This is a genomic window from Chelativorans intermedius (assembly GCF_025398255.1).
Classification (GTDB): domain Bacteria; phylum Pseudomonadota; class Alphaproteobacteria; order Rhizobiales; family Rhizobiaceae; genus Chelativorans; species Chelativorans intermedius.
Genome location: NZ_JAODNW010000005.1, coordinates 104,767 through 128,433 on the forward strand (window position 1 = coordinate 104,767; position 23,667 = coordinate 128,433).

General features: G+C 68.1%; 25 protein-coding genes and 1 tRNA gene. 13 read left to right on the plus strand and 13 right to left on the minus strand.

All coding sequences use genetic code 11. The annotated features are described in order from the left end of the window. Nucleotides 1-8: 8 nt before the first annotated feature. The 4 genes from cobS to NYR58_RS06290 form a co-directional block, all read right to left on the minus strand. Nucleotides 9-995 (minus strand): cobaltochelatase subunit CobS, encoded by a 987-nt coding sequence (gene cobS / locus NYR58_RS06275; protein WP_261519631.1) that lies wholly within the window; start codon nt 993-995, stop codon nt 9-11. Nucleotides 996-1,072: 77 nt separating this feature from the next. Next, the gene (locus NYR58_RS06280; RefSeq protein ID WP_261519632.1) at nt 1,073-1,693 is read right to left on the minus strand and encodes a J domain-containing protein; all 621 of its coding nucleotides are present in this window, start codon (nt 1,691-1,693) and stop codon (nt 1,073-1,075) included. Nucleotides 1,694-1,861: 168 nt separating this feature from the next. After that, nucleotides 1,862-2,275: a DUF2442 domain-containing protein gene (locus tag NYR58_RS06285; protein ID WP_261519633.1), complete on the minus strand. Its 414-nt coding sequence runs from the start codon at nt 2,273-2,275 to the stop codon at nt 1,862-1,864. Continuing rightward, nucleotides 2,262-2,510: a DUF4160 domain-containing protein gene (locus NYR58_RS06290; protein WP_261519634.1), complete on the minus strand. Its 249-nt coding sequence runs from the start codon at nt 2,508-2,510 to the stop codon at nt 2,262-2,264. Before NYR58_RS06290 ends, NYR58_RS06285 begins: the two co-directional genes overlap by 14 nt. A 296-nt stretch (nt 2,511-2,806) precedes the next feature. On the opposite strand from NYR58_RS06290, the gene NYR58_RS06295 reads away from it, so the two are divergent. Then, on the plus strand, nt 2,807-3,109 hold the full coding sequence (locus tag NYR58_RS06295; protein ID WP_261519635.1) for a BolA family protein: 303 nt from the start codon (nt 2,807-2,809) through the stop codon (nt 3,107-3,109). A gap of 70 nt (nt 3,110-3,179) precedes the next feature. On the opposite strand, the gene NYR58_RS06300 is transcribed toward NYR58_RS06295, so the two are convergent. The 3 genes from NYR58_RS06300 to NYR58_RS06310 are packed head-to-tail and all read right to left on the minus strand — an operon-like array spanning nt 3,180 to nt 6,192. Continuing rightward, on the minus strand, nt 3,180-4,472 hold the full coding sequence (locus NYR58_RS06300) for an HlyC/CorC family transporter (RefSeq protein WP_261519636.1): 1,293 nt from the start codon (nt 4,470-4,472) through the stop codon (nt 3,180-3,182). After that, the gene (aroB, locus tag NYR58_RS06305; protein ID WP_261519637.1) at nt 4,469-5,593 is read right to left on the minus strand and encodes a 3-dehydroquinate synthase; all 1,125 of its coding nucleotides are present in this window, start codon (nt 5,591-5,593) and stop codon (nt 4,469-4,471) included. The genes NYR58_RS06300 and aroB overlap by 4 nt, the downstream gene beginning before the upstream one ends. Then, on the minus strand, nt 5,590-6,192 hold the full coding sequence (locus NYR58_RS06310) for a shikimate kinase (RefSeq protein WP_261519638.1): 603 nt from the start codon (nt 6,190-6,192) through the stop codon (nt 5,590-5,592). The genes aroB and NYR58_RS06310 overlap by 4 nt, the downstream gene beginning before the upstream one ends. A 116-nt stretch (nt 6,193-6,308) precedes the next feature. Here NYR58_RS06310 and NYR58_RS06315 point away from each other — a divergent pair, with 116 nt between their 5' ends. The 5 genes from NYR58_RS06315 to NYR58_RS06335 all read left to right on the plus strand — a co-directional run bounded on the left by NYR58_RS06315 (nt 6,309) and on the right by NYR58_RS06335 (nt 10,087). After that, nucleotides 6,309-6,455 (plus strand): histidine kinase, encoded by a 147-nt coding sequence (locus NYR58_RS06315; protein ID WP_261519639.1) that lies wholly within the window; start codon nt 6,309-6,311, stop codon nt 6,453-6,455. A 65-nt stretch (nt 6,456-6,520) separates the two neighbouring features. Further along, complete coding sequence (locus NYR58_RS06320; RefSeq protein ID WP_261519640.1) at nt 6,521-7,447, plus strand: site-specific tyrosine recombinase XerD; 927 nt, start codon at nt 6,521-6,523, stop codon at nt 7,445-7,447. Between the two features lie 95 nt (nt 7,448-7,542). After that, nucleotides 7,543-8,493 (plus strand): acetyl-CoA carboxylase carboxyltransferase subunit alpha, encoded by a 951-nt coding sequence (locus NYR58_RS06325; RefSeq protein WP_261519641.1) that lies wholly within the window; start codon nt 7,543-7,545, stop codon nt 8,491-8,493. Nucleotides 8,494-8,684: 191 nt separating this feature from the next. Next, entirely contained in the window at nt 8,685-9,839 is a 1,155-nt protein-coding gene (locus NYR58_RS06330; protein WP_261519642.1) for a hypothetical protein, read from the plus strand. Then, nucleotides 9,839-10,087: a sulfurtransferase TusA family protein gene (locus NYR58_RS06335; RefSeq protein WP_261519643.1), complete on the plus strand. Its 249-nt coding sequence runs from the start codon at nt 9,839-9,841 to the stop codon at nt 10,085-10,087. Before NYR58_RS06330 ends, NYR58_RS06335 begins: the two co-directional genes overlap by 1 nt. A 9-nt stretch (nt 10,088-10,096) precedes the next feature. Here the strand turns inward: NYR58_RS06335 and NYR58_RS06340 are convergent, their stop codons facing one another. Both NYR58_RS06340 and NYR58_RS06345 read right to left on the minus strand, forming a co-directional pair. Further along, nucleotides 10,097-11,149, minus strand: a complete 1,053-nt coding sequence (locus tag NYR58_RS06340; RefSeq protein WP_261519644.1) for a CobW family GTP-binding protein — start codon at nt 11,147-11,149, stop codon at nt 10,097-10,099. A gap of 1 nt (nt 11,150) precedes the next feature. Further along, nucleotides 11,151-12,275, minus strand: a complete 1,125-nt coding sequence (locus NYR58_RS06345; RefSeq protein WP_315903322.1) for a D-alanyl-D-alanine carboxypeptidase family protein — start codon at nt 12,273-12,275, stop codon at nt 11,151-11,153. Between the two features lie 196 nt (nt 12,276-12,471). On the opposite strand from NYR58_RS06345, the gene NYR58_RS06350 reads away from it, so the two are divergent. Both NYR58_RS06350 and NYR58_RS06355 read left to right on the plus strand, forming a co-directional pair. Then, nucleotides 12,472-13,635, plus strand: a complete 1,164-nt coding sequence (locus NYR58_RS06350; RefSeq protein ID WP_261519645.1) for a M20 aminoacylase family protein — start codon at nt 12,472-12,474, stop codon at nt 13,633-13,635. Between the two features lie 55 nt (nt 13,636-13,690). Next, nucleotides 13,691-13,767 (plus strand) — tRNA-Arg (locus NYR58_RS06355). 50 nt (nt 13,768-13,817) lie between these two features. Here the strand turns inward: NYR58_RS06355 and NYR58_RS06360 are convergent. From NYR58_RS06360 to argH, 4 genes are all read right to left on the minus strand, one after another. Beyond that, complete coding sequence (locus NYR58_RS06360) at nt 13,818-14,354, minus strand: macro domain-containing protein (protein WP_261519646.1); 537 nt, start codon at nt 14,352-14,354, stop codon at nt 13,818-13,820. Between the two features lie 81 nt (nt 14,355-14,435). Beyond that, the gene (gene lysA / locus NYR58_RS06365) at nt 14,436-15,701 is read right to left on the minus strand and encodes a diaminopimelate decarboxylase (protein WP_261519647.1); all 1,266 of its coding nucleotides are present in this window, start codon (nt 15,699-15,701) and stop codon (nt 14,436-14,438) included. 3 nt (nt 15,702-15,704) lie between these two features. Continuing rightward, on the minus strand, nt 15,705-15,908 hold the full coding sequence (gene lptM, locus NYR58_RS06370; protein ID WP_261519648.1) for an LPS translocon maturation chaperone LptM: 204 nt from the start codon (nt 15,906-15,908) through the stop codon (nt 15,705-15,707). Nucleotides 15,909-15,951: 43 nt separating this feature from the next. Further along, on the minus strand, nt 15,952-17,373 hold the full coding sequence (argH, locus tag NYR58_RS06375) for an argininosuccinate lyase (protein ID WP_261519649.1): 1,422 nt from the start codon (nt 17,371-17,373) through the stop codon (nt 15,952-15,954). Between the two features lie 33 nt (nt 17,374-17,406). Between argH and tlpA the strand changes: the two genes are divergently transcribed. The 5 genes from tlpA to NYR58_RS06400 all read left to right on the plus strand — a co-directional run bounded on the left by tlpA (nt 17,407) and on the right by NYR58_RS06400 (nt 23,646). Further along, nucleotides 17,407-18,075: a thiol:disulfide interchange protein TlpA gene (gene tlpA / locus NYR58_RS06380; protein WP_261519650.1), complete on the plus strand. Its 669-nt coding sequence runs from the start codon at nt 17,407-17,409 to the stop codon at nt 18,073-18,075. Between the two features lie 58 nt (nt 18,076-18,133). Then, nucleotides 18,134-18,499, plus strand: coding sequence for an MliC family protein (locus tag NYR58_RS06385; protein ID WP_261519651.1), 366 nt, complete (start codon nt 18,134-18,136; stop codon nt 18,497-18,499). A gap of 83 nt (nt 18,500-18,582) precedes the next feature. Beyond that, nucleotides 18,583-20,868 carry an acyl-CoA dehydrogenase gene (locus tag NYR58_RS06390; RefSeq protein ID WP_261519707.1) on the plus strand — a complete coding sequence of 762 codons (2,286 nt, stop codon included), beginning with the start codon at nt 18,583-18,585 and terminating at the stop codon, nt 20,866-20,868. A gap of 85 nt (nt 20,869-20,953) precedes the next feature. Then, entirely contained in the window at nt 20,954-22,366 is a 1,413-nt protein-coding gene (locus NYR58_RS06395) for a lipopolysaccharide biosynthesis protein (protein WP_261519708.1), read from the plus strand. Then, nucleotides 22,366-23,646, plus strand: a complete 1,281-nt coding sequence (locus NYR58_RS06400) for a GNAT family N-acetyltransferase (protein ID WP_261519652.1) — start codon at nt 22,366-22,368, stop codon at nt 23,644-23,646. The genes NYR58_RS06395 and NYR58_RS06400 overlap by 1 nt, the downstream gene beginning before the upstream one ends. Nucleotides 23,647-23,667 lie beyond the last annotated feature (21 nt).

The following is a 23,667-nucleotide window of genomic DNA, read 5'->3' on the forward strand; positions in this document are numbered from 1 at the left end:
TCCCAAGGCTAGCTCAGCACAACATTGGCCGCCGATTCCGGCAGCTCCTCGCCGAAGGCGCGCTGGTAGAACTCGGCCACCACCGCCCGCTCCAGCTCGTCGCACTTGTTCAGGAAGGTGAGCCGGAAGGCAAAGCCGACATCGCCGAAGATCTCGGCATTCTCCGCCCACATGATGACGGTGCGCGGGCTCATGACGGTGGACAGGTCCCCGTTCATGAAGGCCGAGCGCGTCATGTCGGCGACGCGCACCATGCGGCCGACGATCTCCCGGCCTTCCGCGTTCTGGTAGTGCTTGGCCTTGGCCTGGACGATCGCCACCTCCTCGTCATGCGGCAGATAGTTGAGCGTCGTGACGATGGACCAGCGGTCCATCTGCGCCTGGTTGATCTGCTGCGTGCCGTGGTAGAGACCGGTGGTATCGCCAAGCCCCACCGTGTTGGCCGTCGCAAAAAGGCGGAAGGCGGGATGCGGGCGGATCACACGGCTCTGGTCGAGCAGGGTCAGCCGGCCCGAGGATTCCAGCACCCGCTGGATGACGAACATCACGTCCGGGCGGCCGGCGTCATACTCGTCGAAGACGAGGGCCACATTGTGCTGGTAGGCCCAGGGCAGGATGCCGTCGCGGAACTCCGTGACCTGCTTGCCCTCCTTCACCACGATGGCATCCTTGCCGACGAGGTCGATGCGGCTGACATGGCTGTCCAGATTGATGCGCACGCAGGGCCAGTTCAGCCGTGCGGCCACCTGCTCGATGTGGGTCGACTTGCCGGTGCCGTGGTAGCCGGAAACCATCACGCGGCGGTTGTAGGCAAAGCCGGCGAGGATGGCGAGCGTGGTCTGCTTGTCGAACAGATAGTCGGGATCGACATCCGGCACGTGGGCGTCGGCCACCGCGTAGGCGGGCACCACCATGTCGGAGTCGAAGCCGAAGGTCTCCTTCACCGAAACCGTGGTATCGGGCAGGTTGGCAATATCGCGGTCGATCTTGTTCATCATACCTCCAGCGCGCGCGGAGGGCATATGCCGCGCCGCTTGTCTTCTCAACGGGGGCCTCTTAGCAGAGACCGGGGTTAACAGAAACCCGCCTGCTTCAGGAGCCGGTAAGCTTGAAGCACCTCGCGCAGGCGCGCCTCGGAACCCCTGTCGCCGCCATTCGCATCGGGATGGTGGCGCTTCACGAGCGTTTTATACCGTGCCTTTATATCGGCGCCAGTCGCTTTCGCGTCCAGGCCCAGCGTTTCCAGCGCCTTGGCCTCAAGCGGCCTGAGCCTGCGCACATGGGCGTTGCGCGTCTCCGCCCGCTCGCCGCCGAACAGGTTGAAGGGGTCGCCCAGGCGCCGGTAGTAGGCGGCGTGGCCCGAGCGGAACGGCGCGAAATCGGCGGCCGGCCGTCCGCTGCCGATGGAGCCTACCTTCCAGGTCGGCCGATGGCCGGTCAGCGCCTCTTTCTGGAAGCGCGCGATCTCGGAATCCTTCAGGCCGGAGAAGTAGTTGTAATTCTTGTTGTATTGGCGCACGTGCTCGAAGCAGAAGCGAAAATACTCCCCCTCCCGATGCCGGCCGACGGGGGCGCGGTGCAGGCCCGGCTGGTCGCACCCGTCCCACTGGCAGCGCGGCGCATGCGCGTCGGCCTCCGGCTTGCGGTCCGGGCGGATGCGGATCTTCTCGAAATATTTCGAGTTCGGTTTCATTCCTGACCTTGCAACGGCAAATCAGAGGGGATTATCGCGGTTGAGCGCTGCGAAACAAGAATTGACTTTTTGCGGGGAATGGACCTAGCGGCGGTCTGGGGGCGGTTTCCAACGTTCGCGGGAGGTGCAGGAGGACAAACCTTATCCTTGCGGCCACTCCGGACCCCCTTATTCATTCATCGTCTTGCGCGGTCTCCCGCCGCTGCGTCCGTTCTTCCGCGATGCAGCAACCTTTGCCGCGCTGCGTGAGCGGCCACCGAGGGTGCCCATCTGCTGAGCCATCCAGCGTTTCGAGCCGAAGACGCCCTGCAAGAGGCCCGGCACATATACGTCTGCATCCAGCTTTGGCCAGTGCAGGCCAAGACCGCTCGGGCTGATCTCGATCTCGGACAATTCCTCCGCCGTTGCATCGGACAGTCCCTCGACCAGGTGTACGGGCACGGCGATCTGAACGCCGGTGTTGAGGCTCACCAGGATACGCGCGGCGCGCTTTTCATAGCGGGCGGCAACGGCATAGCCAGCATCTCGGTGCGCCTGCATGCGCGCCTCGGCTCGCTCGAATTCTCGTTCAGTAACGGCCATGGATTTTGCTCCATTCCTCGCACAAGGTGCCCAGGACAGCCGCAACAGCCTCTTTGAGGCGCCCCACTTCGGACCGGTTGAATCCGAAACTCTCACGCAATTCAGGCGGCCCATCGGGACAATTCAGGACGAACACCGCCTCTCCGTCCGCTCCCTTGAGGTGAACGTGCGCGGGGCGATGATCGTTCGGATAGATGACCACGCGCAGGCCATCGAAGCGATGAACGGTCGGCATGCACCTAATTCAATATAGCAAAACCCAAGCGCTTGGGAAAGGGCTGCTCCGGCGTGGGGTGGCATCGACATGGACGGAGCGGCTCTTTCCAAGACAATGTCTGCACCACGAGACCCACAATCCCGAGAACCGGCGCGATGGCAGGTCCCAGAAGAATGCTCCCGCACCGGATGCACGAGGTCTGCAGGTCCTGGTTCTCCCGCATATCTCGGAGATTATGGTTGACCCGTCCCTGACAGCCATTATGCCAAAAAGGCTCATGCCGGAACTCACCCATATGGTGCCAGGAGGCCCGATTGTCCATACAGTCCGCCATCGAAACCAAGCTCCGGCAAGCCTTCTCGCCCGAACGGCTTGCCGTCATCAACGAAAGCCACCTGCATGCCGGCCATCACCATCGCGAGGGCGGGCGCGAGGAAACCTTTGACGGCGCGGGGGAGACGCATTTCCGCGTGCGCATCGTCAGCGCCGCCTTCGCCGGGATGAGCCGGCTGGAGCGGCACCGCGCGGTGAACGCGGCGCTGGCCGAGGAACTGCGGGCCGGTGTGCACGCGCTGGCCGTCGAGCCGGCGGCGCCGGGAGAGCCCATCCGTTGGTGAAGGCTGCGCCGTGCCCCGCCGGCATCCGCCGATCAGAGGCGAAAGGCGGCGCGGATCGTCACAACCCCGGTCATTGACGGGGGCTCGCCGCCTCCTCCTCCACCGCCGGCTTGATGCGGATGCGGGTGATGCGGTTCTTCTCCCGCTTCATGATGATGAAGCGCTTGCCGAAGAAGGTGAAAGCCTGCTTCTCCTCGGGAATGGTCTGGGTCTCGTGGATGACGAGACCGGCAATGGTCGTCGCTTCGTCGTCCGGCAGGTCCCAGTCGAGCGCGCGGTTGAGGTCCCGGATGGGCACCGAGCCTTCCACCACCACCGAGCCGTCGGCCTCCTGCTTCACGCCCTGCATCTCCACGTCGTGTTCGTCGGCGATGTCTCCGACGATCTCCTCGATGATGTCTTCCAGGGTCACCAGCCCTTCCACCTCGCCATATTCGTCGACGACGATGGCAATGTGCGCCTTGCGGCGCAGGAAGGCGTTGAGCTGGTCCTGAAGCGTCGTGGTGTCGGGCACGAACCAGGGCTTGGAGGCCACCTTCATGATGTCGATGCGGCTGGCGTCGTGGTCGACGTCGTAGAGGGCGCGCAGAAGGTCCTTGGCGTGGACGACGCCGACGATGTTCTCCGTCGTGCCGCGCCACAGGGGCAGGCGGGTATAGGGGCTCTTGAGGATCTCGCGCACCACCACTTCCGGCGGGTCGTCGGCGTTGATGGAGCGCATGTTGGTGCGGTGGATCATCACGTCGGAGACTTCCAGCTCGTGCAGGTCCAGAAGGCCGCCCATGCGGTCGCGGTCCTGCTTGACCACGGCGCCCTCGCGGTGCAGCACCTCGACGGTGCCGCGCAGCTCCTCGTGGGCCGAGAGCTGGAAGGTGTCGCGCGACAGGTTGACGCCGAAAATGGCAAGCAGCAGGCGCACGATGGCGTTTGCCGCCGAAGACAGCGCGCCGAAGAGCAGAACCACCAGCCGCGCGAAGGGCGAGACGAACAGCGAGAAGCGTTCCGGCCGCGACAGCGCCAGCGACTTGGGCAGGATCTCTGCGAAGATGACAAGCAGGACCGTCATCATCAGGGTGGCGTAGAAGACGCCCGCCTCGCCGAACAGCGTCAGAAACAGGCTGGTGGCCAGCGCGGAGGAAAGGATGTTGACCAGGTTGTTGCCGATGAGGAGCGCGCCCACCAGCCGGTTGCGCCGCTCCACCAGCTGCGCGACGACGCCGGCACGGCTGTCGCCGGCGCGCTCCAGCGTGTGCAGGCGGGCGCGCGAAATGGCGGTCATGCCCGTCTCCGTGCCGGAGAACAGGAAGGACAGGACGATCAGCACCAGGACGGCGCCAGCGGTGATCACGATCTCCGCGTTCATTGCGGGCGACACTCCTCAAGAAAGGCGAGCACTTGCGATGCGGGCACGTCGCGGGCGATGAAGGCCCGGCCGATGCCGCGCGTGAGAATGAAGGTGAGGCTTCCGCGCGAGACCTTCTTGTCCTGCGCAATATAGGACAGCAGCGCCGCGGCGCCAGGAAGCGCACCGGGAACCTGCTCCAGCCGCGTCGGCAGGCCGACGGCGCGCAGATGCGCCTCCACGCGCTCGGCGTCGTCGGGGCTTGCCAGGTTCATGCGGGCGGAGAAGCGGTGCGCCATCGCCATGCCGATGGCCACTGCCTCGCCGTGCACCAGGCGGGCGCTGTCGTAGCCGGTGGCCGCCTCCAGCGCATGGCCGAAGGTGTGGCCGAGATTGAGCAGGGCCCGCTCGCCCGCCTCGCGCTCGTCGCGCTCGACGATCTCCGCCTTGGCGCGGCAGGAGCGGGCGATGGCCTGGGTGCGCGCCGGCCCGCCGGAGAACACCTCCCGCCAGTTGGCCTCCAGCCAGGCGAAGAAATCCGGCTGGTCGATGAGCCCGTATTTGGCCACTTCCGCATAGCCGGCCCGAAACTCGCGTTCGGGCAGCGTGTCGAGCACGCCGGTATCGGCCAGCACGAGACGCGGCTGGTGGAACACGCCGACAAGATTCTTGCCGCGGGGCGTGTTGATGCCGGTCTTTCCGCCGACGGAGGAATCCACCTGCGCCAGGAGCGATGTCGGCACCTGGACGAACTGCATGCCCCGGCGCACGATGCCGGCGGCAAAGCCCGCCAGATCGCCGACCACGCCGCCGCCGAGCGCGATCACCGCGTCGCGCCGCTCCAGCCGCGCGCCGAGCAGCGCGTCCACCGTCTGCTCCAGTGTCTCGAAGCCCTTGCTGCGCTCGCCGGGGGCCAGGGTAACGGTGGTGCTGTCGATGCCGGCCGCCCGCAGGCTCGCCTGCAGCGGGGCAAGATGACGGGCGGCGACATTCTCGTCGGTCACGATGGCGGCGCGCGCGCCGGGCAGGCGCGCGGCGATGCGCGCCCCGGCGCCGGCGATGAGGCCCTTGCCGATCAGAATGTCATAGGCGCGCTCGCCCAGCCCGACGGTAACGGTGACCGTGTCTTCCTCTTCGCTCATGATGCAGCCGTCCCCGTCTCCTTGCGTTCCTCCAGAAAGCGGGCAAGGCCCGCCACCACCTCGCCGGCAATCACTTCCTTGGGCTCGTCGCGCGAGCGTATCGTCACGTCCGCCTGCTGGTAGACCGGATAGCGCAGGTCCATCAGCCGCTGCATGACGGCGCGCGGGTCCTCCGCCTGCAGCAGCGGGCGGTTCTGGCGTTTGGAGACGCGGTGCATCAGCGTCTCCAGATCGGCCTTCAGCCAGACGGAGATGCCGCGCCGGGCCACGGCCTGGCGCGTGGCCGGGTTCATGAAAGCGCCGCCGCCGGTCGACAGCACCTGCGGCCCGCCGCGCAGAAGGCGCGCGATCACCCGCCGTTCGAGCGCGCGGAACTCCTCCTCGCCGTAGGCGGCGAAGAGCTCCGGGATCGTCATGCGCGACACGCGTTCGATCTCGTGGTCGCTGTCGATGAAAGGCAGGTCGAGGGCGGCGGCCACGCGGCGCCCGATCACCGTCTTGCCGGCCCCCATCAGCCCGACGAGCACGATGCTGCGCCGGCCCAGCCTGTCGCGCAGGGCCGCCATGTCCATCGCCTCGGTTTTGCCGGTCGCCCTCATGCCGCCGGTTCGACATCAAAAGACATAGCGCGTCAAGCGCTTGCGTGAGCGGGGCGGCTTGCCTTGCGGGGCGGGGCGCCCCATAACCGGCACAGGCGACACGCGAAGGGAGCGAAATGCCCACGCTTTTCCGGCTCTTGACCATCCTGGCCGTCCTGGCGGGCCTGTTCTATGGCGGGATGTTCGCGCTCGCCACCTTCGTGCAGCCCAAGCGCGTGGAGATGACGGTCGATGTCCCCACGGACGAGCTGTTGCGGCGTTAGCCGGCGGTTCACCGGCGATTAGGCTTTGGCGCGCATGGTGGGGCCGGTCACACGGCAGGGAAACCATGGCAAGCGGCGCGAAGATCGAGGCGTTTCTGGAGATGATGGCGGCCGAGCGCGGGGCGAGCGACAACACGCTCGCTTCCTATCGCCGCGACCTGGAAGATGCCGACGCCTTTCTCGCCGCAGCGGAGAGGGGGCTTGCGGAGGCCAGTGCGGCGGGCATCCGCGCCTGGCTTGCCGATATGGCGCGACGCGGTTTTGCCGCCACCACGCAGGCGCGCAAGCTTTCGGCGGTGCGCCAGTTCTTCCGGTTCCTCTATGCGGAGGGTCTGCGCGGCGACGATCCCACCGGCGTGCTGGACAGCCCGAGGAAGGGCCGGCCGCTGCCGCGAACGCTGAGCGAGGCGGAGACGGAGCGGCTTCTGGAGCGGGCGGCGGAGGAGGCGCGCATGGCCGCGGAGGGGACGGCGCAGCGCCTTTCTGCGCAGCGCCTTTCGACGCTGCTCGAAGTGCTCTATGCCTCGGGCCTGCGCGTCTCCGAACTCGTCAGCCTGCCGCTGCGCGTTGCACTGCGCGACGAGCGCTTCTTCGCCGTGCGCGGCAAGGGCGGCAGGGAGCGTATCGTGCCATTGTCGGGCAAGGCGCGGGCGGCGGTGGCGGCGTGGCTGGCCGAGCGGTCCCGCCATCCCGCGGCTGCCGACAGCCCCTGGCTCTTTCCCGCCGCCTCCGAAAGCGGCCATCTGCCGCGTCAGGTCTTCGCGCGCGAGCTCAAGGCGCTTGCCGCGCGCGCCGGCATTTCCTGCGCCAGGGTCTCGCCGCATGTGCTGCGCCATGCCTTCGCCAGCCATCTCCTGCAGAACGGCGCGGACCTGCGCTCCGTGCAGCAACTTCTCGGTCATGCGGACATCTCGACCACGCAAATCTATACCCATGTGCTGGAAAAGCGGCTCCACGAGCTGGTGCAAAAGCATCACCCGCTTGCCGACTAGCCTTTCGACCGCTATGTGAGGCCATTGTTGCGGGCATTTGTTGCCGTTCAGCGCCCCACCAACCCGAGTGTGTCGCGTGTCGATTTGGACAGTTCATGTATAACTATCTCGATTTTGAAAAACCCGTTGCCGATCTCGAAGGCAAGATCCTGGAGCTGAAGGCGCTCAGCGAAAGCGGCGAGGCGGTGGACGTCGCCGAGGAGATCGCGCGCCTCGAAAAGCGCTCCAGGGATGCCCTCAACGACATCTACAAGGCGCTGACACCCTGGCAGAAGGCGCAGGTGGCCCGCCATCCCGACCGGCCGCACTGCATGGATTATGTGCGAGCGCTTTTCACCGACTTCACGCCGCTGGCCGGCGACCGCGCCTTCGGCGAGGACCGGGCCGTGGTGGCCGGCTTCGCCCGCTTCAAAGGCGAGGCCATCGCCGTGATCGGCCAGGAAAAGGGCAACGGCACGCAGAGCCGGCTGAAGCACAATTTCGGCATGGCCCGGCCGGAGGGCTACCGCAAGGCGGTGCGGGTGATGGACCTGGCCGACCGTTTCGGCATTCCCGTCGTCACCCTGGTGGACACCGCCGGCGCCTATCCCGGCATCGGCGCGGAGGAACGCGGACAGGCCGAGGCCATCGCCCGCTGCACCTCCAAGTGCCTGGCCCTCAAGGTGCCCAATGTCTCGGTGATCATCGGCGAGGGCGGCTCGGGCGGGGCGATTGCCATCGCCACCGCCAACCGCGTCTACATGCTGGAGCACGCCATCTATTCGGTGATCTCGCCGGAGGGGGCGGCCTCCATCCTGTGGCGGGATTCGACGCGCGCCAGGGACGCGGCGACCAACATGAAGATCACCGCCCAGGATCTTCTGCAGTTCAAGGTCATCGACGGCATCGTGCCGGAGCCGGTGGGCGGGGCGCATCGCGCGCCGGAGACGGTGATCGCGGCCACCGGCGAGACCATCGAGCAGGGGCTGAAGGAGCTTGTCGAAGGCGGCGGCGACCACCGCGAGGAGCGGCGGGAGAAATTCCTCGCCATCGGCCGCACCCTTTGAGGGATTGCGCCGGCCCCCGTGCCGGTGCTCGTCGCAATCTTGCCTTGCCGGCCGCTTCGGTGCTAAGCGGTAGGGTAGGATTTGCCCGTGGCCGGTAATGATTTGTCAAGGCTAACGGGTATTTAGTTGCGGGATGGAGAGCCCGCCCCTGCCGCCTGGAGGGGGTCTGGCAGACAGATAGAGACCGTTCCATGAAGAGCCGCATCGCGAGCGCCGCCCTCATGATCCTCGCACTCGTGCTTGCGGGGTGCAGCGGCCAGTCGCTGGAAGACATCGCGCCCAAGGCCGAGCGGCCGTTGCCCCCGCGCATCGTGCAGACGATGAAGGCCAAGGGCATGCGCAAGAACGCCCCCATCATGATGCGCATCTTCAAGGAGGAGGGCGTTCTGGAGGTCTGGAAACAGACGCAGAGCGGGCGCTACGACCTCGTCACCAGCTACGACATCTGCAAGTGGTCCGGCAAGCTGGGGCCGAAATACACCGAGGGCGACCGGCAGGCGCCGGAAGGTTTCTATGCCGTCGCTCCCGCGCAGATGAACCCGCGCTCCAGCTATCACCTGTCCTTCAACATCGGCTTTCCCAACACCTATGACCGTGTCAATGGCCGCACGGGCTCCCACCTGATGGTGCATGGCGCCTGCTCCTCCGCCGGCTGCTATTCGATAACCGACGAGCAGGTGGAGGAGGTCTACGCCTTCGCGCGCGACGCCTTCCGCGGCGGCCAGACCGCCTTTCAGCTCCAGGCTTTCCCCTTCCGCATGACGCCGGAGAACATGGCGCGCTACCGCAACGACCCGAACTTCGCGTTCTGGAAGATGCTGAAGGAGGGCTACGATCATTTCGAGATCACGCGCCGGCCGCCCAAGGTGGATGTGTGCGAACGCCGCTACGTCTTCAACCGCTATCCGGCGGAGGGCGAGAGCTTCGAGCCCGCGGAAGCCTGCCCGCCCTCCACGCAACCCCCGTCGCTGGTGGCGGCCTATGCGGAGTACAAGGCCGAGCAGGACCGCGCCTTCGCGGCAGCGGTGAAGAAGGCCATGCCGGAGCCCCGCCCCTCCATCCTCGGGGTGGAGGAAGCCCGGCTCGTGGCGGACTGGAGCCGGCGGCGCGCCCGCGGCGAGAATGTCTCTCCCCGTCCGCCTTCGCTGGCGCCGGTCAGCGTCGCGGCGGCTCCCGAAAGGCCCGCCGCCTCTCCGCGCCCGCAGCAGAGCGCCAGCAGCCAGGCGCAGGCCATGGTGGGCGCCCCGCCGCTTACCACCGGCGCCGTGCCGCAGCCGGCCCCCAAGCCGGCCGAGGCCCCCCAGCCGTCGCGTCTCAGCCGCGTGTGGGACCTGATCACACCCTGATGCCGGCGGAACACCGGGAAAGCGTGGCCGTCTACGACCTGAAGGGCCTCAACTGCCCCCTGCCGGTTCTGAAGGCGCGCAAGCGGCTTGCCGGCATGCGCCCTGGCGCGCGCCTTTGGCTGGAGACGACCGACCCGCTGGCCGCCATCGACATCCCCGCCTTCTGCGCCGAGGCGGGCCACCGCCTGCTTGAGCGCCGGACAACGCCCGACGGCCACCGCTTTCTCATCGAGCGCGGCGCGGCATAGCGCCGTCGCTCAGCGGCGAAAGCCGGGAATGGCCAGGGGATTGTCCTGAAGCGCCGCGCGGTCGGGCGTGTCCACCTGCGCCTCGCCAGCGAAGGCGGCGAAGATGCGCCCGATGTAGCCGGTGTCGAGCGCCCCGTCGCCGATGACGACGATGCGCGTGCCGCGCCCGCTTTCCGGCCAGCGCGGCAGATGCTGCGGCGTGTGAAGAAGCCGCTGCGCGCCCTGGACGAGCAGCGGGCGTTCGGGCGCCTCCACCGTTTCCACCAGCCCCTTGATGCGCAGGATGTGCTCGCCCTGCTGGGTGGCGAGCAGGTCCAGGAAGTTCTCCACCACGGTCCGGGCGAGGGGCCGGTCATGGGTGAGCGAGACGGAGCGGAAGGCATCCGGCCCATGGGCGTGGTCGTGGTCGTCGTGGTGGTGTGCGTGATGGTGGCCGGCGGGCGGGACCCGGCGCGGGGCGATGCCGGGTTCGAGAAGGCGCGCCGCGGCTTCGAGGGCATCGGCGTCGAAGAGCCCTGCCTGCGGGTTAAGCCGGGCGAGGCGGCGGGCGAGCGCCTGCCGCTCCTGCTCCTGCGCGAGGGCGCCCTTGCTCAGCACCAGCCGGTCGGCCAGCGCTACCTGGCTGCGCGCCTCCTCGTGGGCGTCGAGCGTGGCCATGCCGTTTACCGCGTCAACCACGGTGACGACGTTGCCCAGGCGGTAAAGGCGCGACAGGCCGGGATGCGCCATCACCGCCCTGAGCACGGGGGCGGGATCGGCCAGGCCGGTCGTCTCCACCACCACGCGGCGCAGCGCAGGCCGGCGGGCGGCCAGTTCCGCCAGCGTGTCGACCAGCGCCCCGCGCACCGTGCAGCACAGGCAGCCATCGCCGAGCTCGACGATGCCCTCCTCGCCTCCCGTCTCGATGAGCAGATGGTCGATGGAAATCTCGCCGAACTCGTTGACGATCACGGCGGTGTCGGCCAGCGCCGGGTCGGCAAGCAGGCGGTTGATGAGCGTCGTCTTGCCGGCGCCCAGAAAGCCGGTGACGATGTCGAGCGTGATCGGGCCGGCCTCCGCCATCTCAGTCGCCCTGGCTGACGGCGGATTGCGGCGGATAGGGGGGGCGCGGGGTGGGGATCGGCACGTCGGCATAGCGCGCGCCGGGCGGCGGCGGCCCGTCGGCGCCGCCAAGGCGCACGGTCACGAGGCGGGGCGGGCGGGCCATGGGGCGCACATGGGCGGAGCGCTCGATCAGCAGCGCCTCGTCGTCGCCCCTCTGGCGGCGCGCCGCCACCGCCTCCTGCGAGCAGATCTGCGGGCGCATGTCCGTGGGGTCACGGCTTTCCGTGCCCAGCGGGCGCAGGCTCGCCAGCATCGGCGCGCCGAAGCCGCCGGCCTTGAAGCCCTGGGCAAGCAGGTTGGCGGCCCGCTCCGCCCGCTCCACCTGCGAGCCGGCACCGAGCACGATGGCGGCAAGCGTGCGCCCGCGCCGCGTCGCCGTGGCGACCAGGTTGAAGCCCGAGGCGCAGACATAGCCCGTCTTCATGCCGTCTGCACCCTCGAAGCGGCCGATCAGAAAGTTGTAGTTGGGCAGCACCTTGTCGCCGGCGCGCAGGCCCTCGATGGAGAAATAGCCGGCATATTGCGGAAATTCGGTGCGGATGGCGCGCACCAGGAGGGCGAGGTCGCGCGCCGTCGTATATTGCTCGGGCGCATGCAGCCCGTGGGCGTTGACGAAGTGGCTGTCCACCATGCCCAGCCGGCGTGCCTCGGCGTTCATGCGCGCGGCAAAGGCGCTCTGCGAGCCGGCGATGCTTTCGCCGATCGCTGTCGCCACGTCGTTGGCCGACTTGACCATGATGATCTTCAGCGCATTGTCGAGGGTGAGCACCGAGCCCGGCGGATAGCCCATCTTGCTGGGCGGCTCGCTGGCCGCGTTCTTGGAGATGCGCACGGGGGAGCTCATCCTGAGCTCTCCGGCCTCCACCGCGCGGAAGGCCACATAGGCGGTCATCAGCTTGGTCAGGGAGGCGGGATACCAGCGCTTGAAGGAATCCTCGGCCACCAGCACGCGCCCGCTGTCCACGTCCATCAGCAGGAAGGGGCCGGCCAGCGCCGCCATGCCCGGCATCAGGAGAAGCCACGCCGCCACCGCGATCGCCCTTGTTCCCCCCCGTCCGAACCGTCCCAGGTTTTGCGCTTTCATGAGGTTGCCCGTGCGCTGCCGATATCCATAATAGGCGAAGCCTTCGATCCGGCCCTGCCTTGCCCTTTCAAACCCGGCCCCGCCACCATATCTAGCGCACATGTCGCCAGCATGGCAAAGGCCGGGGGCGGGCGGCCGCCCGCCGGCGGCGGCAGTGCCGGGAACGAGACGAGCACCAAGCAGAGGAAGACGCTCCATGCCCATCGTGAACCGTGCAGCCGAACTTCATGACGAGATTGCGGCATGGCGCCGGCAGCTCCACGCAAAGCCGGAAATCCTGTTCGACGTGCACGAGACGGCCGCCTTCGTGCGCGCCAAGCTGGAGGCGTTCGGCTGCGACGAGGTGGTCACGGGCCTCGGGCGCACGGGCGTGGTGGGGCTCATCCGCGGCAGCCGCGGCGCGGGGCCCACCATCGGCCTGCGCGCCGATATGGATGCCCTGCCCATCGAGGAGGAGACGGGCCTGCCCCACCGATCCACGGTGCCCGGACGCATGCATGCCTGCGGGCACGACGGGCACACGGCCATGCTGCTGGGCGCGGCCCGATATCTGGCCGAGACGCGCAACTTCGCCGGCACGGTGGCCGTCATCTTCCAGCCGGCGGAAGAGGGTGGCGGCGGCGGCCGCGAGATGGTGAAGGACGGGATGATGGAGCGTTTTGCCATCGAGCGCGTCTTCGGCATGCACAATCTGCCGGGCCTGCCGGTGGGCCACTTCGCCATCCGGCCGGGGCCCATCATGGCGGCCACGGCGGAGTTTTCGGTCGAGGTGCAAGGCAAGGGCGGTCACGCGGCCATGCCGCACAAGACGGTGGATCCCATCGTCATTGCCGGTCAGATGATCGGCGCGCTGCAGACCATCGCCGCGCGCGCCGCCGACCCGCTGGAATCGGTGGTGGTGTCGGTCACCCGGATCCATGGCGGCGATTCGCACAACATCATCCCCGACCGGGTGCGCATGGAAGGCACGGTGCGCACGCTGAAGAAGGAGGTGAACGCGCTCGCGGAAGAACGGCTGCGCGCCCTGTGCACCGGCATCGCCGCCGCACACGGGGCCAGCGCCACGGTGGCCTATCAATCCAACTATCCGGTCACCTTCAACCACGCCGAGGAGACGGCCTTTGCGGCGGAGGTGGCGCGCCAGGTTGCCGGCGAGGCCCATGTGGACACCCATGTCGCCCCGCTGATGGGCGGCGAGGACTTTTCCTACATGCTGGAAGCCCGCCCGGGCGCCTTCATCTTCCTGGGCAACGGCGACAGCGCCTATCTGCACAACCCGCGCTACGACTTCAACGACGAGGCCATTCCGCACGGCGTGAGCTATTGGGTGCGCCTCGCCGAAACCGCCCTTCGGCCCTGAGACGCCATTTCGTCTTGGCGAAGCCGCTTCGAGACGCTATGAGTGGGGCCCTCTCGGTCCCGTAGCTCAGCAGGATAGAGCATCAGATTCCTAATCTGAGGGTCGCAGGTTCGAATCCTGCCGGGATCGCCAGCAAAATCAATAAGCTACCTGCATATTGCCAAGGCGGATGCGCGCCTGTTTCAGCGCGCTGCGGCCTTTCGCGTCGCTTCGGCGAAACGCCGCGCCAGGGCGTCGCTGGCGAGCACGTGCCTGACGAGGCGCACCGTGTGGGCCTCCTTCAGCGCCTCCACCACCGCTGAACAGGCGATGGGGGCGGCTTCCTCTACCGGATAGCCGAAAGCCCCGGTGGAAAGGGCCGGGAAGGCGATGGAGGCGATGCCCTTCCCGTCAGCCAGCGCAATGGCCGCGCGGTAGCAGCGCGCCAGCAGCGCCGCCTCCGGCCTGTCCACGCCATAGACCGGGCCCAGACAATGGATAACATGGGCGTTGGGCAGCCCGAAACCGGCGGTGATCACCGCCTCGCCGGGCCTGATGGGCGCCAGCGGCCGGCACGCCTCGGCAAGCGCCGGGCCGGCCTTGCGGTGGATGGCGCCGGCCACCCCGCCGCCGGGCATCAGCCAGGCGTTGGCCGCGTTGACCACGGCCTCGATGTCCTCCTGCCGGGTGATGTCGCCCACCGTCACCTCGATGGCGGCGGCTGGCAGCTCGATGCGCATGGTTCTCCTCCCTCGCCGCGTCTCTGCCGGAAGAGGGCCACTTTATCACGCGGCCGCCGCCCGCGGGGCCCGGCCGCGCGTTCAAAGCCAGGGAGGCAGCGAATCGAGGCCGATCAGCGCCTCGTAGGTGGGGCGCGGGCGCACCACGTGGAAGCGGTCCTCCCTCACCATCACCTCCGGCACCAGAAGGCGCGAGTTGTAGGTGCTGGCCTGGACGGCGCCATAGGCGCCGGCCGTGGCAATGGCGATGAGGTCGCCGGCGGCCAGCATCGGCAGATCCCGATCCTGGGCGAGAAAATCGCCCGTCTCGCAGACCGGGCCGACGACATCGGCGCGCAGCCGCCCCGCCTCGGGTCCGGGTTCCGCCACGGGGCGGACCGCGTGATAGGCGTCGTAGAGCGTCGGGCGGATGAGATCGTTCATGGCGGCGTCGACGATCACGAAATTCTTCGCTTCGCCCTCCTTCACGTAGATCACCCGGCTGACGAGAACGCCTGCATTGGCGACGATCAGGCGCCCCGGCTCGAAGAAGACCTTGAGGCCGAGGCGCGCCACATGCCGGCGGACCACCTCGGCATAGGCATCGGGCAGGGGCGGGGGGGCGTTGTCCTCCCGGTAGGGGACGCCCAGGCCGCCGCCCAGGTCCAAATGCTCGATGGTGTGGCCGTCGGCGCGCAGGGTCCGGGTGAGCTCGCTCAGAAGCGCAAAGGCATCGTCGAAGGGCTGAAGATCGGTGATCTGGCTGCCGATATGCATGTCGATGCCGGTGACCTTCAGGCCGGGCAGGGCGGCTGCGCGGGCATAGGCCGCGCGCGCCTCCTTCCACGGGATGCCGAACTTGTTCTCGGCCTTGCCGGTGGAAATCTTCTTGTGGGTGCGCGCGTCCACATCGGGGTTGATGCGCAGGGAAACCGGCGCCGTGCGCCCCAGCGCGCACGCACGTTGGGAAAGCCGTTCGAGCTCCGGCAGGGACTCGACGTTGAAGCACAGGATCCCGGCTTCGAGCGCGAAGTCCATCTCCCGCTCCGTCTTTCCGACGCCGGAAAACAGGATCCGCCCGGCCGGGATGCCGGCGGCCAACGCCCGGCGCAGCTCCCCCTCGGAGACCACGTCGGCGCCGGCGCCCAGATCGCCCAGCGTTTTCACCACGGCCTGGTTGGAATTGGCCTTCAGCGCATAGCAGATGAGCGAATCGATGCCGGACAGCGCCTCGGCGAAGACGCGGTAATGGCGCGTCAGCGTGGCCGTGGAATAGCAGTAGAAGGGCGTGCCCACGGCGGCGGCGATATCGGGGAGGGGCACGTCCTCGGCGTGGAGAATGCCGTTGCGGTACTCGAAGTGGTTCACGGCCTAGATCAACCCATCGAGTATGAACGGGCGGTCCTCCACCGGCTTTTCCGGCTCCGGCGGCAGGGGCTTGTCCTCGCGCTCGGCCTGCCTGCGCGCTTCCACCGCCGCCTCATAGGGCGTGTCGAGCGGCGCCTTGCGGCCGCAGGCGGCAAGGCCGAGCGCGGTGGCGAGCAGAAGGAGGGTGAGCGTTGCACGGGCCGTCATGGGGCGTCCATTCTCTTTCCAGGCAGACAGATGCGGAAAGGTTCTAGCGGTTTTTCGCCGCCTGTGCATCCCGTTTGAGCCTGCGTCTCCAGGCGCGGATCTGCCGGCGCACCTGCGCCGGTGCCGTGCCGCCGTAGGAGGCACGGCTCCTGACCGAGTTGGCGACCGAGAGAACCGAATAGACATCTTCCGTGATCGCCGGATGGATGTCCTTCAGCGCGTCGAGCGGCAGCTTTTCGAGCCCGCATTTCCTCGCCTCGGCCAGGGCGACGGCGCGGCCGGTCACGTGATGGGCCTCGCGGAAGGGCAGGCCGGCCTCGCGCACCAGCCAGTCGGCAAGGTCGGTGGCGGTGGAGAAGCCGGCACCCGCCGCCTTGCGCATCGCCGCCTTGTTCACCTCCATGTCGCCCACCATGCCGGTCATGGCCGCCAGCATCAGATCCAGCGTCTCGGCGGCGTCGAAGACCGCTTCCTTGTCTTCCTGCATGTCCTTGGAATAGGCGAGCGGCAGGCCCTTCATCACGGTGAGCAGCCCCACCAGCGCGCCGTTGATGCGGCCGGTCTTGGCGCGGATGAGCTCGGCGGCATCCGGGTTCTTCTTCTGCGGCATGATGGAGGAGCCGGTGGAGAAGGCATCCGACAGGCGCACGAAGCCGAATTGCGGGGTCGACCAGATGACGATCTCCTCCGCCAGTCTCGACAGGTGGGTGGCGCAGATGGCGGCCACCGAAAGGAACTCCAGCGCGAAATCGCGGTCCGACACCGTGTCGATGGAATTGCGCGTGGGGGCGCGGAAGCCGAGCGCCGTGGCCGTGCGGTGCCGGTCGATGGGAAAGCCCGTGCCGGCCAGCGCGGCGGCACCCAGTGGGCATTCGTCCATGCGCGCGATGGCGTCGCGCACGCGGGTGCGGTCGCGCCCGAACATCTCCACATAGGCCATCAGATGGTGGCCGAAGGTGACGGGCTGGGCCGCCTGCAGATGGGTGAAGCCCGGCATGACGGTGGCGGCGTGCTCCTCGGCGCGTGTGAGAAAGGCGTCGAGCAGCCGTCCGAGCTGGGCATCGATGCGCTGCAGCTCCTCCTTCACCCACAGGCGGAAATCGAGCGCCACCTGGTCGTTGCGCGAACGGGCGGTGTGCAGGCGCCCGGCGGCAGGGCCGATCAGCTCGGCAAGCCGTGCTTCCACATTCATGTGGATGTCTTCGAGCTTCCTGGAGAAGGCGAAGCGGCCGGCCTCGATTTCTGACAGGATCGTGTTCAGCCCGTGAGCGATCTTCCGTTCGTCCTCGGCCGAAATTATGCCAGTTTCGGCCAGCATGGCAGCGTGGGCAAGGCTGCCGCGGATGTCCTGGGCGTAAAGCTTCCTGTCGAAGTCGATGGAGGCGTTGATGGCTTCCATCACGGCGTCGGGGCCTGAGGCAAAACGTCCGCCCCACATGCGGTTGCTGGCTTTGTCTTCGCTCATCGTGATAACCGGACCTGGAGTGATGTTTCGGAGATGGCGGACAGAATGCGAAACCTTCCAGCGCTTCGCCTGATCGCGCTTTCCGCGCTGGCGGGCATCGTCGCCGGGGCCATTGCCGTATACGTGATGGGTGGGGGCGATGGCAACACGGCCACGGCCGGCGGCACGCAGGCCGCCTGTGCGGCCAAGGCGCAGCGGGCGGCGGCCCTTGAACCGGCGATGACGGGCGACGTGGCGGCGCTGCTGCCGGCCGACCCGCCGCAGTCCCTGCGCGACCTTGCCTTCGACGGACCCTCGGGCGAGCGGATGACGGTGGCCGATTTCGCCGGCAGGGTGCTGCTCGTCAATCTGTGGGCCACCTGGTGCGTGCCTTGCCGCGAGGAGATGCCGGCGCTCGATGCGCTGCAGCGCGAGATGGGCTCGGAGCGCTTCGAGGTGGTGGCCGTCAACATCGACCGCGGCGACGACGCGAAGCCGAAGGCCTTTCTGGAAGAGATCGGCGTGCGCTCGCTCGGCTACTATCGCGACAACTCGCTTGCCATCTTCAACGCGCTGAAGCGGCGCGGCTTGGCGCTCGGCCTGCCCGTCACCGTGCTCATCGACGAGGAGGGCTGCCTGCTCGCCCACATGAACGGGCCGGCGGAATGGGCGGGCGCGGATGCCCGGCGACTTGTCGCCGCAGCGCTCGAATCCGGCGATTGAGACTCAGCGCTGCCGCAATCTGCTGCTAGGGTCAGGGCAATCGATTCAGGAGATTGCCATGCCCAAGACATTCTTTTCCCTTTCCCTTCTTGCCGCCCTTGTCGGGATCGCCGGCTGTTCCGATGCCACGGAACTCACGCTTTCGCTGCCCGGCGATGCCACGGTGGAGCGCACGAGCGTCGCCTATGATTGCGGGGCGGCTGGCCGGCTCGATGTCGAATATGTGAATGCCGGGCCGGTCTCGCTGGCCGTCTTCACCTACGACGAGGAGCCGGTTGTGGCCTCCAACGTGGTCGCCGCCTCGGGCGCGCGCTATGCCGGCGGGCGCTATGTGTGGTGGAGCAAGGGCGACGGCGGCACACTCCACGACGCCATGCAGGCAGAGGACGCGCCGCCCCTCGCAACATGCAGCCAGGCGCGCTGAGGCGCTTGCGCAAAACGGTCGCGGCGCGCATCGTTCTGCACCAGGCTGCGCGAAACGGCAGGCAGGAGGAGGCCAGACAGGCAATGGACTTTCGCACCTTGCGCCGCGACCATCTCACCCGCCCCATCTTCGGCTGGGCCAGGGGTATCATGCCGCCCATCTCCGAGACCGAGCGCGAGGCGATCGACGCCGGCACGGTCTGGTGGGACGGGGCGCTGTTCTCCGGCAATCCAGACTGGGAGGCGCTGCTGGCCATGGAGCCGGCACGCCTGTCCCCCAGGGAGCAGGCGTTCATGGATGGCCCGGTGCGCGAGCTGTGCGCGCTGGTCGATGACTGGACGCTCAACTGGCGCGACCGGGACCTCGCCCGGTCCGTCTGGGATTTCATGCGCGAGAACAGGTTTTTCGGCATGATCATCCCGGAGAAATATGGCGGGCTCGGCTTTTCCAACACGGCGCATTCCGAGGTGGTGCGCACGGTGTCCTCGGCCAGCGTGGTGGCCGGTGTCACCGTCATGGTGCCCAATTCGCTGGGGCCCGGCGAGCTTCTCATGCATTTCGGCACCGATGCGCAGCGCGACCACTGGCTGCCCAGGCTGGCCGACGGGCGCGAGATCCCCTGCTTCGGCCTCACCTCGCCGGACGCCGGCTCCGACGCGGCGGCCATGCGCGACACCGGCGTGGTGGAATACGGCACCTGGAAAGGCAGGAAGACGCTCGGCGTGCGCCTCAACTTCCACAAGCGCTACATCACACTGGGGCCGGTGGCCACCGTGATGGGGCTCGCCTTCAAGATGTACGACCCGGAGAACCACCTTGGCCGCGGCGAGGATCTGGGCATCACCGTGGCGCTTCTGCCCACCGACACGCCGGGCGTGACGCATGGCGAGCGGCACATCCCGCTCTTCACTTTCTTCCAGAACGGGCCACTCTACGGCAAGGACGTGTTCGTGCCGCTCGACCACATCCTGGGCGGCGAGGAGCAGATCGGCCAGGGCTGGACGATGCTGATGACGGCGCTGGCCGCCGGGCGCAGCATCTCCCTGCCCTCGCAGTCGGCGGCCTCGGCGGCCATGAGCGCGCGCGTATCGGGCGCCTATGCGCGGGTGCGCACCCAGTTCAACGTTCCCATCGGCCTGTTCGAGGGCGTGCAGGAACCGCTGGCCGAGATCGCCGGCAATGCCTATCTCATCGACGCGGCGCGCCGGCTCACCGTGGCGGCGCTCGACAGGGGCCACAAGCCCTCCGTCATCTCCGCCATCATGAAGTACCACGCCACCGAGCGCATGCGCCGCTCCCTCATCCACGCCATGGACATCCATGGCGGCAAGGGCATCATCGAGGGGCCGCGCAACTATCTGGCCGGCGGCTACCGTTCGCTGCCCATCGGCATCACCGTCGAGGGCGCCAACATCCTCACCCGCAACCTGATGATCTTCGGCCAGGGGGCGGTGCGCTCGCACCCCTTCATGCTGAAGGAGCTGCTCGCACTTTCCGACGAGGACGAGAAGCGGGGGCTCGATGCCTTCGACCGCGCCTTCTGGGCGCATCTCGGCCACGCCCTGAAGACGGCGGGGCGGGCATTCGTGCGTGGCTGGTCGGGCGGCCTTGCCGGGCCGGCGCCGGCGCGCGCGGCCATGCCGCGCCACTGGAAGCGCCTGTCGCGCCACGCCGCCGCCTTCGCGCTGGCGGCCGATCTGGCGCTGCTCACGCTGGGCGGCGCCCTGAAGCGCAAGGAGCTGATTTCCGCCCGGCTGGGCGACATCCTGGCCGAGCTCTATCTGCTCGGCGCGGTGCTCAAGCGCTTCGAGGACGAGGGCCGGCAGGCCGAGGACCGGCCGATCGTCGATTATCTCATGCAGCAGGGCGAGGCCCGCATCGCCACCGCCTTCAGGGGGCTGCTCGACAATCTGCCGGCGCGTTGGGCAGCCTGGCTCGTGCGGCTCGTCGCCTTTCCCTTCGGCGTGCCGCACCCCTCGCCCTCCGACAGGCTGGTCTCGCGGCTCGCCGACATCCTGATGAAGCCCTCGGCCCAGCGCGACCGCCTCACCCCCGGCATCTATCTGGGCGAGGGGCACGAAGAACACCCGGTCAAGGACCTGGAGAACGCCTTCCGTCTGGTCACGGAAGCGGCGCCGCTGGAGAAGAGGCTGCGCGAGAAGGGCGTTCACGAGCCGGACAGGGCGCACGAGCAGGGCCTCCTGTCCACCGGGGAGCTTTCGCTGCTCAGGCAGGCCAGGGAGGCGGTGGAGACGGTGGTGGCCGTGGACGCCTTCCCCATGGAGGAGCTTTCCCCCATCGCCGCCCAGCACAAGCGGACGGGGAGGGCCGCCCGCACCCGCCGCCGCAAGACGCCGGCGGCTCAATAAGCCGCGTCCGCCGCCCGTTTCGCAACCTGCTCTTAAAGAGTCTTCCCTTAAGAGGGGAGGGAGGATGCGAAGCGGAGAGAACGGCGTGCGCTTTTCAGCCACCATGACGGCCAACCGTCTGCTGCCGGCGCCCCTGGCAGCCCGGGCGCGGCCATGGGCGGCACGGCTCGACCGGCTTCTTGCGGCGGGCGATGCGCGCGGCGCGGCCGGGCGCATGTCGCTCGTCGTCTTCCTGGCGCGCCTCGTCAACGCCGCCATCGCCTTTCTGAGCCAGGTGCTGCTTGCCCGCTACATGGGCAGTTTCGAGTATGGCATCTTCGTTGTCGTTTGGGTGACGATGGTCATTCTGGGCAGCATTTCCTGCCTGGGTCTCAATGCCTCCGTCGTCCGCTTCATCCCGGAATACCGCGCCAGAGGGCAGCTTGCGGAGCTGCGCGGCATCCTTCTGGCCAGCCGCCTGTTCGTGCTCGTCTTTTCGAGCCTGTGCGCGGGGTTCGGCATGCTCGCCATCCGCCTCTTCGAGCCGGCGATCGAGAGCTATTATGTGGTGCCCTTCTATCTGGGGCTCGTCTGCCTGCCGATGATCGCGCTCGGCGACCAGCTCGAAGGCATCGCGCGGGCCAATTCCTGGGCCCTGTGGTCCATGGCGCCGGCCTATTTCCTCCGCCCGCTGCTCATTCTCCTCTTCCTTTGGGGCGCCCACGCGGCGGGCTATGCGCCCGACGCAACCAGCGCCATGGGAGCGGCGATCCTTGCCACCTACATCACCACCGTCATCCAGCTCGCCGCCGTCGCCAGCCGCGCGGAGAAGGGTGCGCGCGGCACCCGGCGGCGCTTCCTGCCGCGCCACTGGGCCGTCGTGTCGCTGCCCATCTTCCTCGTGGAAGGCTTCTTCTTCCTGCTCACCAATGCCGACGTGCTGATGGTCGGCCGCTTCCTGCCGCCCGCCGACGTGGCCGTCTACTACGCGGCGGTGAAGACGCTCGCTCTCGTCCACTTCGTCTATTTCGCCGTCAAGGCAGGGGTGGCGCAGCGCTACGCCGCCTATATCCATAGCGGGGAGCGGCAGGCGCTTGCCCGTTTCGCCCGCGAGACCGTTTCGTGGACCTTCTGGCCGTCGCTGGCCATGGGGGCGGTGGTGCTCGTTCTCGGCAAGCCGGTGCTCATGCTGTTCGGGCCGGGGTTCGATGCCGGCTACCCGCTTCTCTTCCTTCTGGTGGGCGCGCTCGTCGCCCGCGCGGCGGTGGGCCCGGCGGAAAGCCTGCTCACCATGAGCGGCCACCAGAACGCCTGTGCCGCCGTCTACGCGCTGACACTGGCCATCAATGTGGGGCTCAATGTGGTGCTCATCCCCATGATCGGCCTGTGGGGCGCGGCGGTTGCCACCGCCATCGCCATGCTTTTCGAGGCATCCGTTCTGTCGCTCGTCGTCTGGCGCCGGCTGGGCATCGCCATGGCCGTCTTCCTGCCCGCGCCGCCGAAGAAGGAGGCTCCCTGATGGTTGCCGTACCGCTTATCGAGGAGGTCGGAGGCAGCGCCTCCGGCGCCATGATCGGCCAGATCGCCGGGCTGGGGCAGGCCGCCGAAAGCGCCGACATGGAGCTGGTTTCCACCACGCGACCCCTGCGGCGGCTGGCCATCTATCCCGCCTCGGCGGGGTTCGATCTGGTGGACGAGCTCGACCATCTCGCCGCCCGCGCCATCGAGCCCAACGTCTTCTTCAACCCGCGTTTCCTCGCCCCGGCCATGCCGCGCCTGGAGGACCGCGAGGTGCGGCTCGCTGTCATCCGCGATGGCACGCAGGAGAAGAGCCGCCTGCGCCTGCTGGTGCCGTTCTCCATCGAGCGGCCGCCGGTGCCGCTGGCCACCACGGTGATGCGCGCCTGGTCGCATCCCTTCGGCCCGCTCGGCACGCCGCTCGTCGATGGCGACGATCCGGCCGGGGTGCTGGAGGATTTCTTCGCCATGCTGGCGCGCCCCCATCTCAAGCTGCCGCAGGTGTTCGTGCTGCCCGAGACGCGCCTCGACGGCCCCTTCGCGGCGGCGCTGCGCAGTGTCGCCGAGGCGCGCAACCTGCCGCTCGAGGTGACGGGCGCGGTCGAGCGGCCCTTCCTGGAAAGCCGGCTCGACGGCGAGACCTATCTGCGCCAGAGCCTGAGAAGCCATCACTACCGCGAGTTCCGCCGTCTCAAGCGTCGCCTGGCGGAGAAGGGGCGCCTGGAATATCGCGTCGCCCGGCAGCCCGGCGAGATCCGCCATGGCATCGAGACGTTCCTGACGCTGGAAGCGGCAGGCTGGAAGGGCCGGGCGCGCACGGCCATGGCGGTGGACCGCTATCGCGCCGCCTTCGCGCGCGAGGCCGTGGACAGGCTGGCCGAGCGCGACCTGTGCCGCATCCACACCCTCACCCTCGACGGGCGGCCCATCGCCTGCCTGGTCGTCTTTGTCGAATCCGGCATCGCCTACACCTGGAAGACGGCCTATGACGAAGCCTATGCGGCGTTTTCGCCGGGCACACTGTTGACGATCGAGGTCACGAAGAACCACCTGGACGACCCCAATATCGAGGCCACCGATTCCTGCGCGGTACCGGACCACCCGGTGATGAGCCGCCTATGGGCCCAGCGCCGCGCCGTCGGCACTTTCGTCGTGGGCCTCGTCGGGGGGAGCGAGCGACTGGTTCACCACGCCGCGGGCCAGATCCACCTGCACCGCGAGGCGCGCAACATGATGCGCATCCTGCGCAACCGGGTGCGCCGGCTCATGCGGCGGGGATAAGGCTGGCGAAGCCATCCGGCC

What these genes read in the sequence shown, in the direction of transcription:
- cobS (WP_261519631.1), bottom strand. Translation starts at nt 995, where the DNA reads ATGAACAAGATCGACCGCGATATTGCCAACCTGCCCGATACCACGGTT.
- NYR58_RS06280 (WP_261519632.1), bottom strand. Translation starts at nt 1,693, where the DNA reads ATGAAACCGAACTCGAAATATTTCGAGAAGATCCGCATCCGCCCGGAC.
- NYR58_RS06285 (WP_261519633.1), bottom strand. Translation starts at nt 2,275, where the DNA reads ATGGCCGTTACTGAACGAGAATTCGAGCGAGCCGAGGCGCGCATGCAG.
- NYR58_RS06290 (WP_261519634.1), bottom strand. Translation starts at nt 2,510, where the DNA reads ATGCCGACCGTTCATCGCTTCGATGGCCTGCGCGTGGTCATCTATCCG.
- NYR58_RS06300 (WP_261519636.1), bottom strand. Translation starts at nt 4,472, where the DNA reads ATGAACGCGGAGATCGTGATCACCGCTGGCGCCGTCCTGGTGCTGATC.
- aroB (WP_261519637.1), bottom strand. Translation starts at nt 5,593, where the DNA reads ATGAGCGAAGAGGAAGACACGGTCACCGTTACCGTCGGGCTGGGCGAG.
- NYR58_RS06310 (WP_261519638.1), bottom strand. Translation starts at nt 6,192, where the DNA reads ATGAGGGCGACCGGCAAAACCGAGGCGATGGACATGGCGGCCCTGCGC.
- NYR58_RS06315 (WP_261519639.1), top strand. Translation starts at nt 6,309, where the DNA reads ATGCCCACGCTTTTCCGGCTCTTGACCATCCTGGCCGTCCTGGCGGGC.
- NYR58_RS06320 (WP_261519640.1), top strand. Translation starts at nt 6,521, where the DNA reads ATGGCAAGCGGCGCGAAGATCGAGGCGTTTCTGGAGATGATGGCGGCC.
- NYR58_RS06325 (WP_261519641.1), top strand. Translation starts at nt 7,543, where the DNA reads ATGTATAACTATCTCGATTTTGAAAAACCCGTTGCCGATCTCGAAGGC.
- NYR58_RS06330 (WP_261519642.1), top strand. Translation starts at nt 8,685, where the DNA reads ATGAAGAGCCGCATCGCGAGCGCCGCCCTCATGATCCTCGCACTCGTG.
- NYR58_RS06335 (WP_261519643.1), top strand. Translation starts at nt 9,839, where the DNA reads ATGCCGGCGGAACACCGGGAAAGCGTGGCCGTCTACGACCTGAAGGGC.
- NYR58_RS06340 (WP_261519644.1), bottom strand. Translation starts at nt 11,149, where the DNA reads ATGGCGGAGGCCGGCCCGATCACGCTCGACATCGTCACCGGCTTTCTG.
- NYR58_RS06345 (WP_315903322.1), bottom strand. Translation starts at nt 12,275, where the DNA reads ATGAAAGCGCAAAACCTGGGACGGTTCGGACGGGGGGGAACAAGGGCG.
- NYR58_RS06350 (WP_261519645.1), top strand. Translation starts at nt 12,472, where the DNA reads ATGCCCATCGTGAACCGTGCAGCCGAACTTCATGACGAGATTGCGGCA.
- NYR58_RS06360 (WP_261519646.1), bottom strand. Translation starts at nt 14,354, where the DNA reads ATGCGCATCGAGCTGCCAGCCGCCGCCATCGAGGTGACGGTGGGCGAC.
- lptM (WP_261519648.1), bottom strand. Translation starts at nt 15,908, where the DNA reads ATGACGGCCCGTGCAACGCTCACCCTCCTTCTGCTCGCCACCGCGCTC.
- argH (WP_261519649.1), bottom strand. Translation starts at nt 17,373, where the DNA reads ATGAGCGAAGACAAAGCCAGCAACCGCATGTGGGGCGGACGTTTTGCC.
- tlpA (WP_261519650.1), top strand. Translation starts at nt 17,407, where the DNA reads ATGGCGGACAGAATGCGAAACCTTCCAGCGCTTCGCCTGATCGCGCTT.
- NYR58_RS06385 (WP_261519651.1), top strand. Translation starts at nt 18,134, where the DNA reads ATGCCCAAGACATTCTTTTCCCTTTCCCTTCTTGCCGCCCTTGTCGGG.
- NYR58_RS06390 (WP_261519707.1), top strand. Translation starts at nt 18,583, where the DNA reads ATGGACTTTCGCACCTTGCGCCGCGACCATCTCACCCGCCCCATCTTC.
- NYR58_RS06400 (WP_261519652.1), top strand. Translation starts at nt 22,366, where the DNA reads ATGGTTGCCGTACCGCTTATCGAGGAGGTCGGAGGCAGCGCCTCCGGC.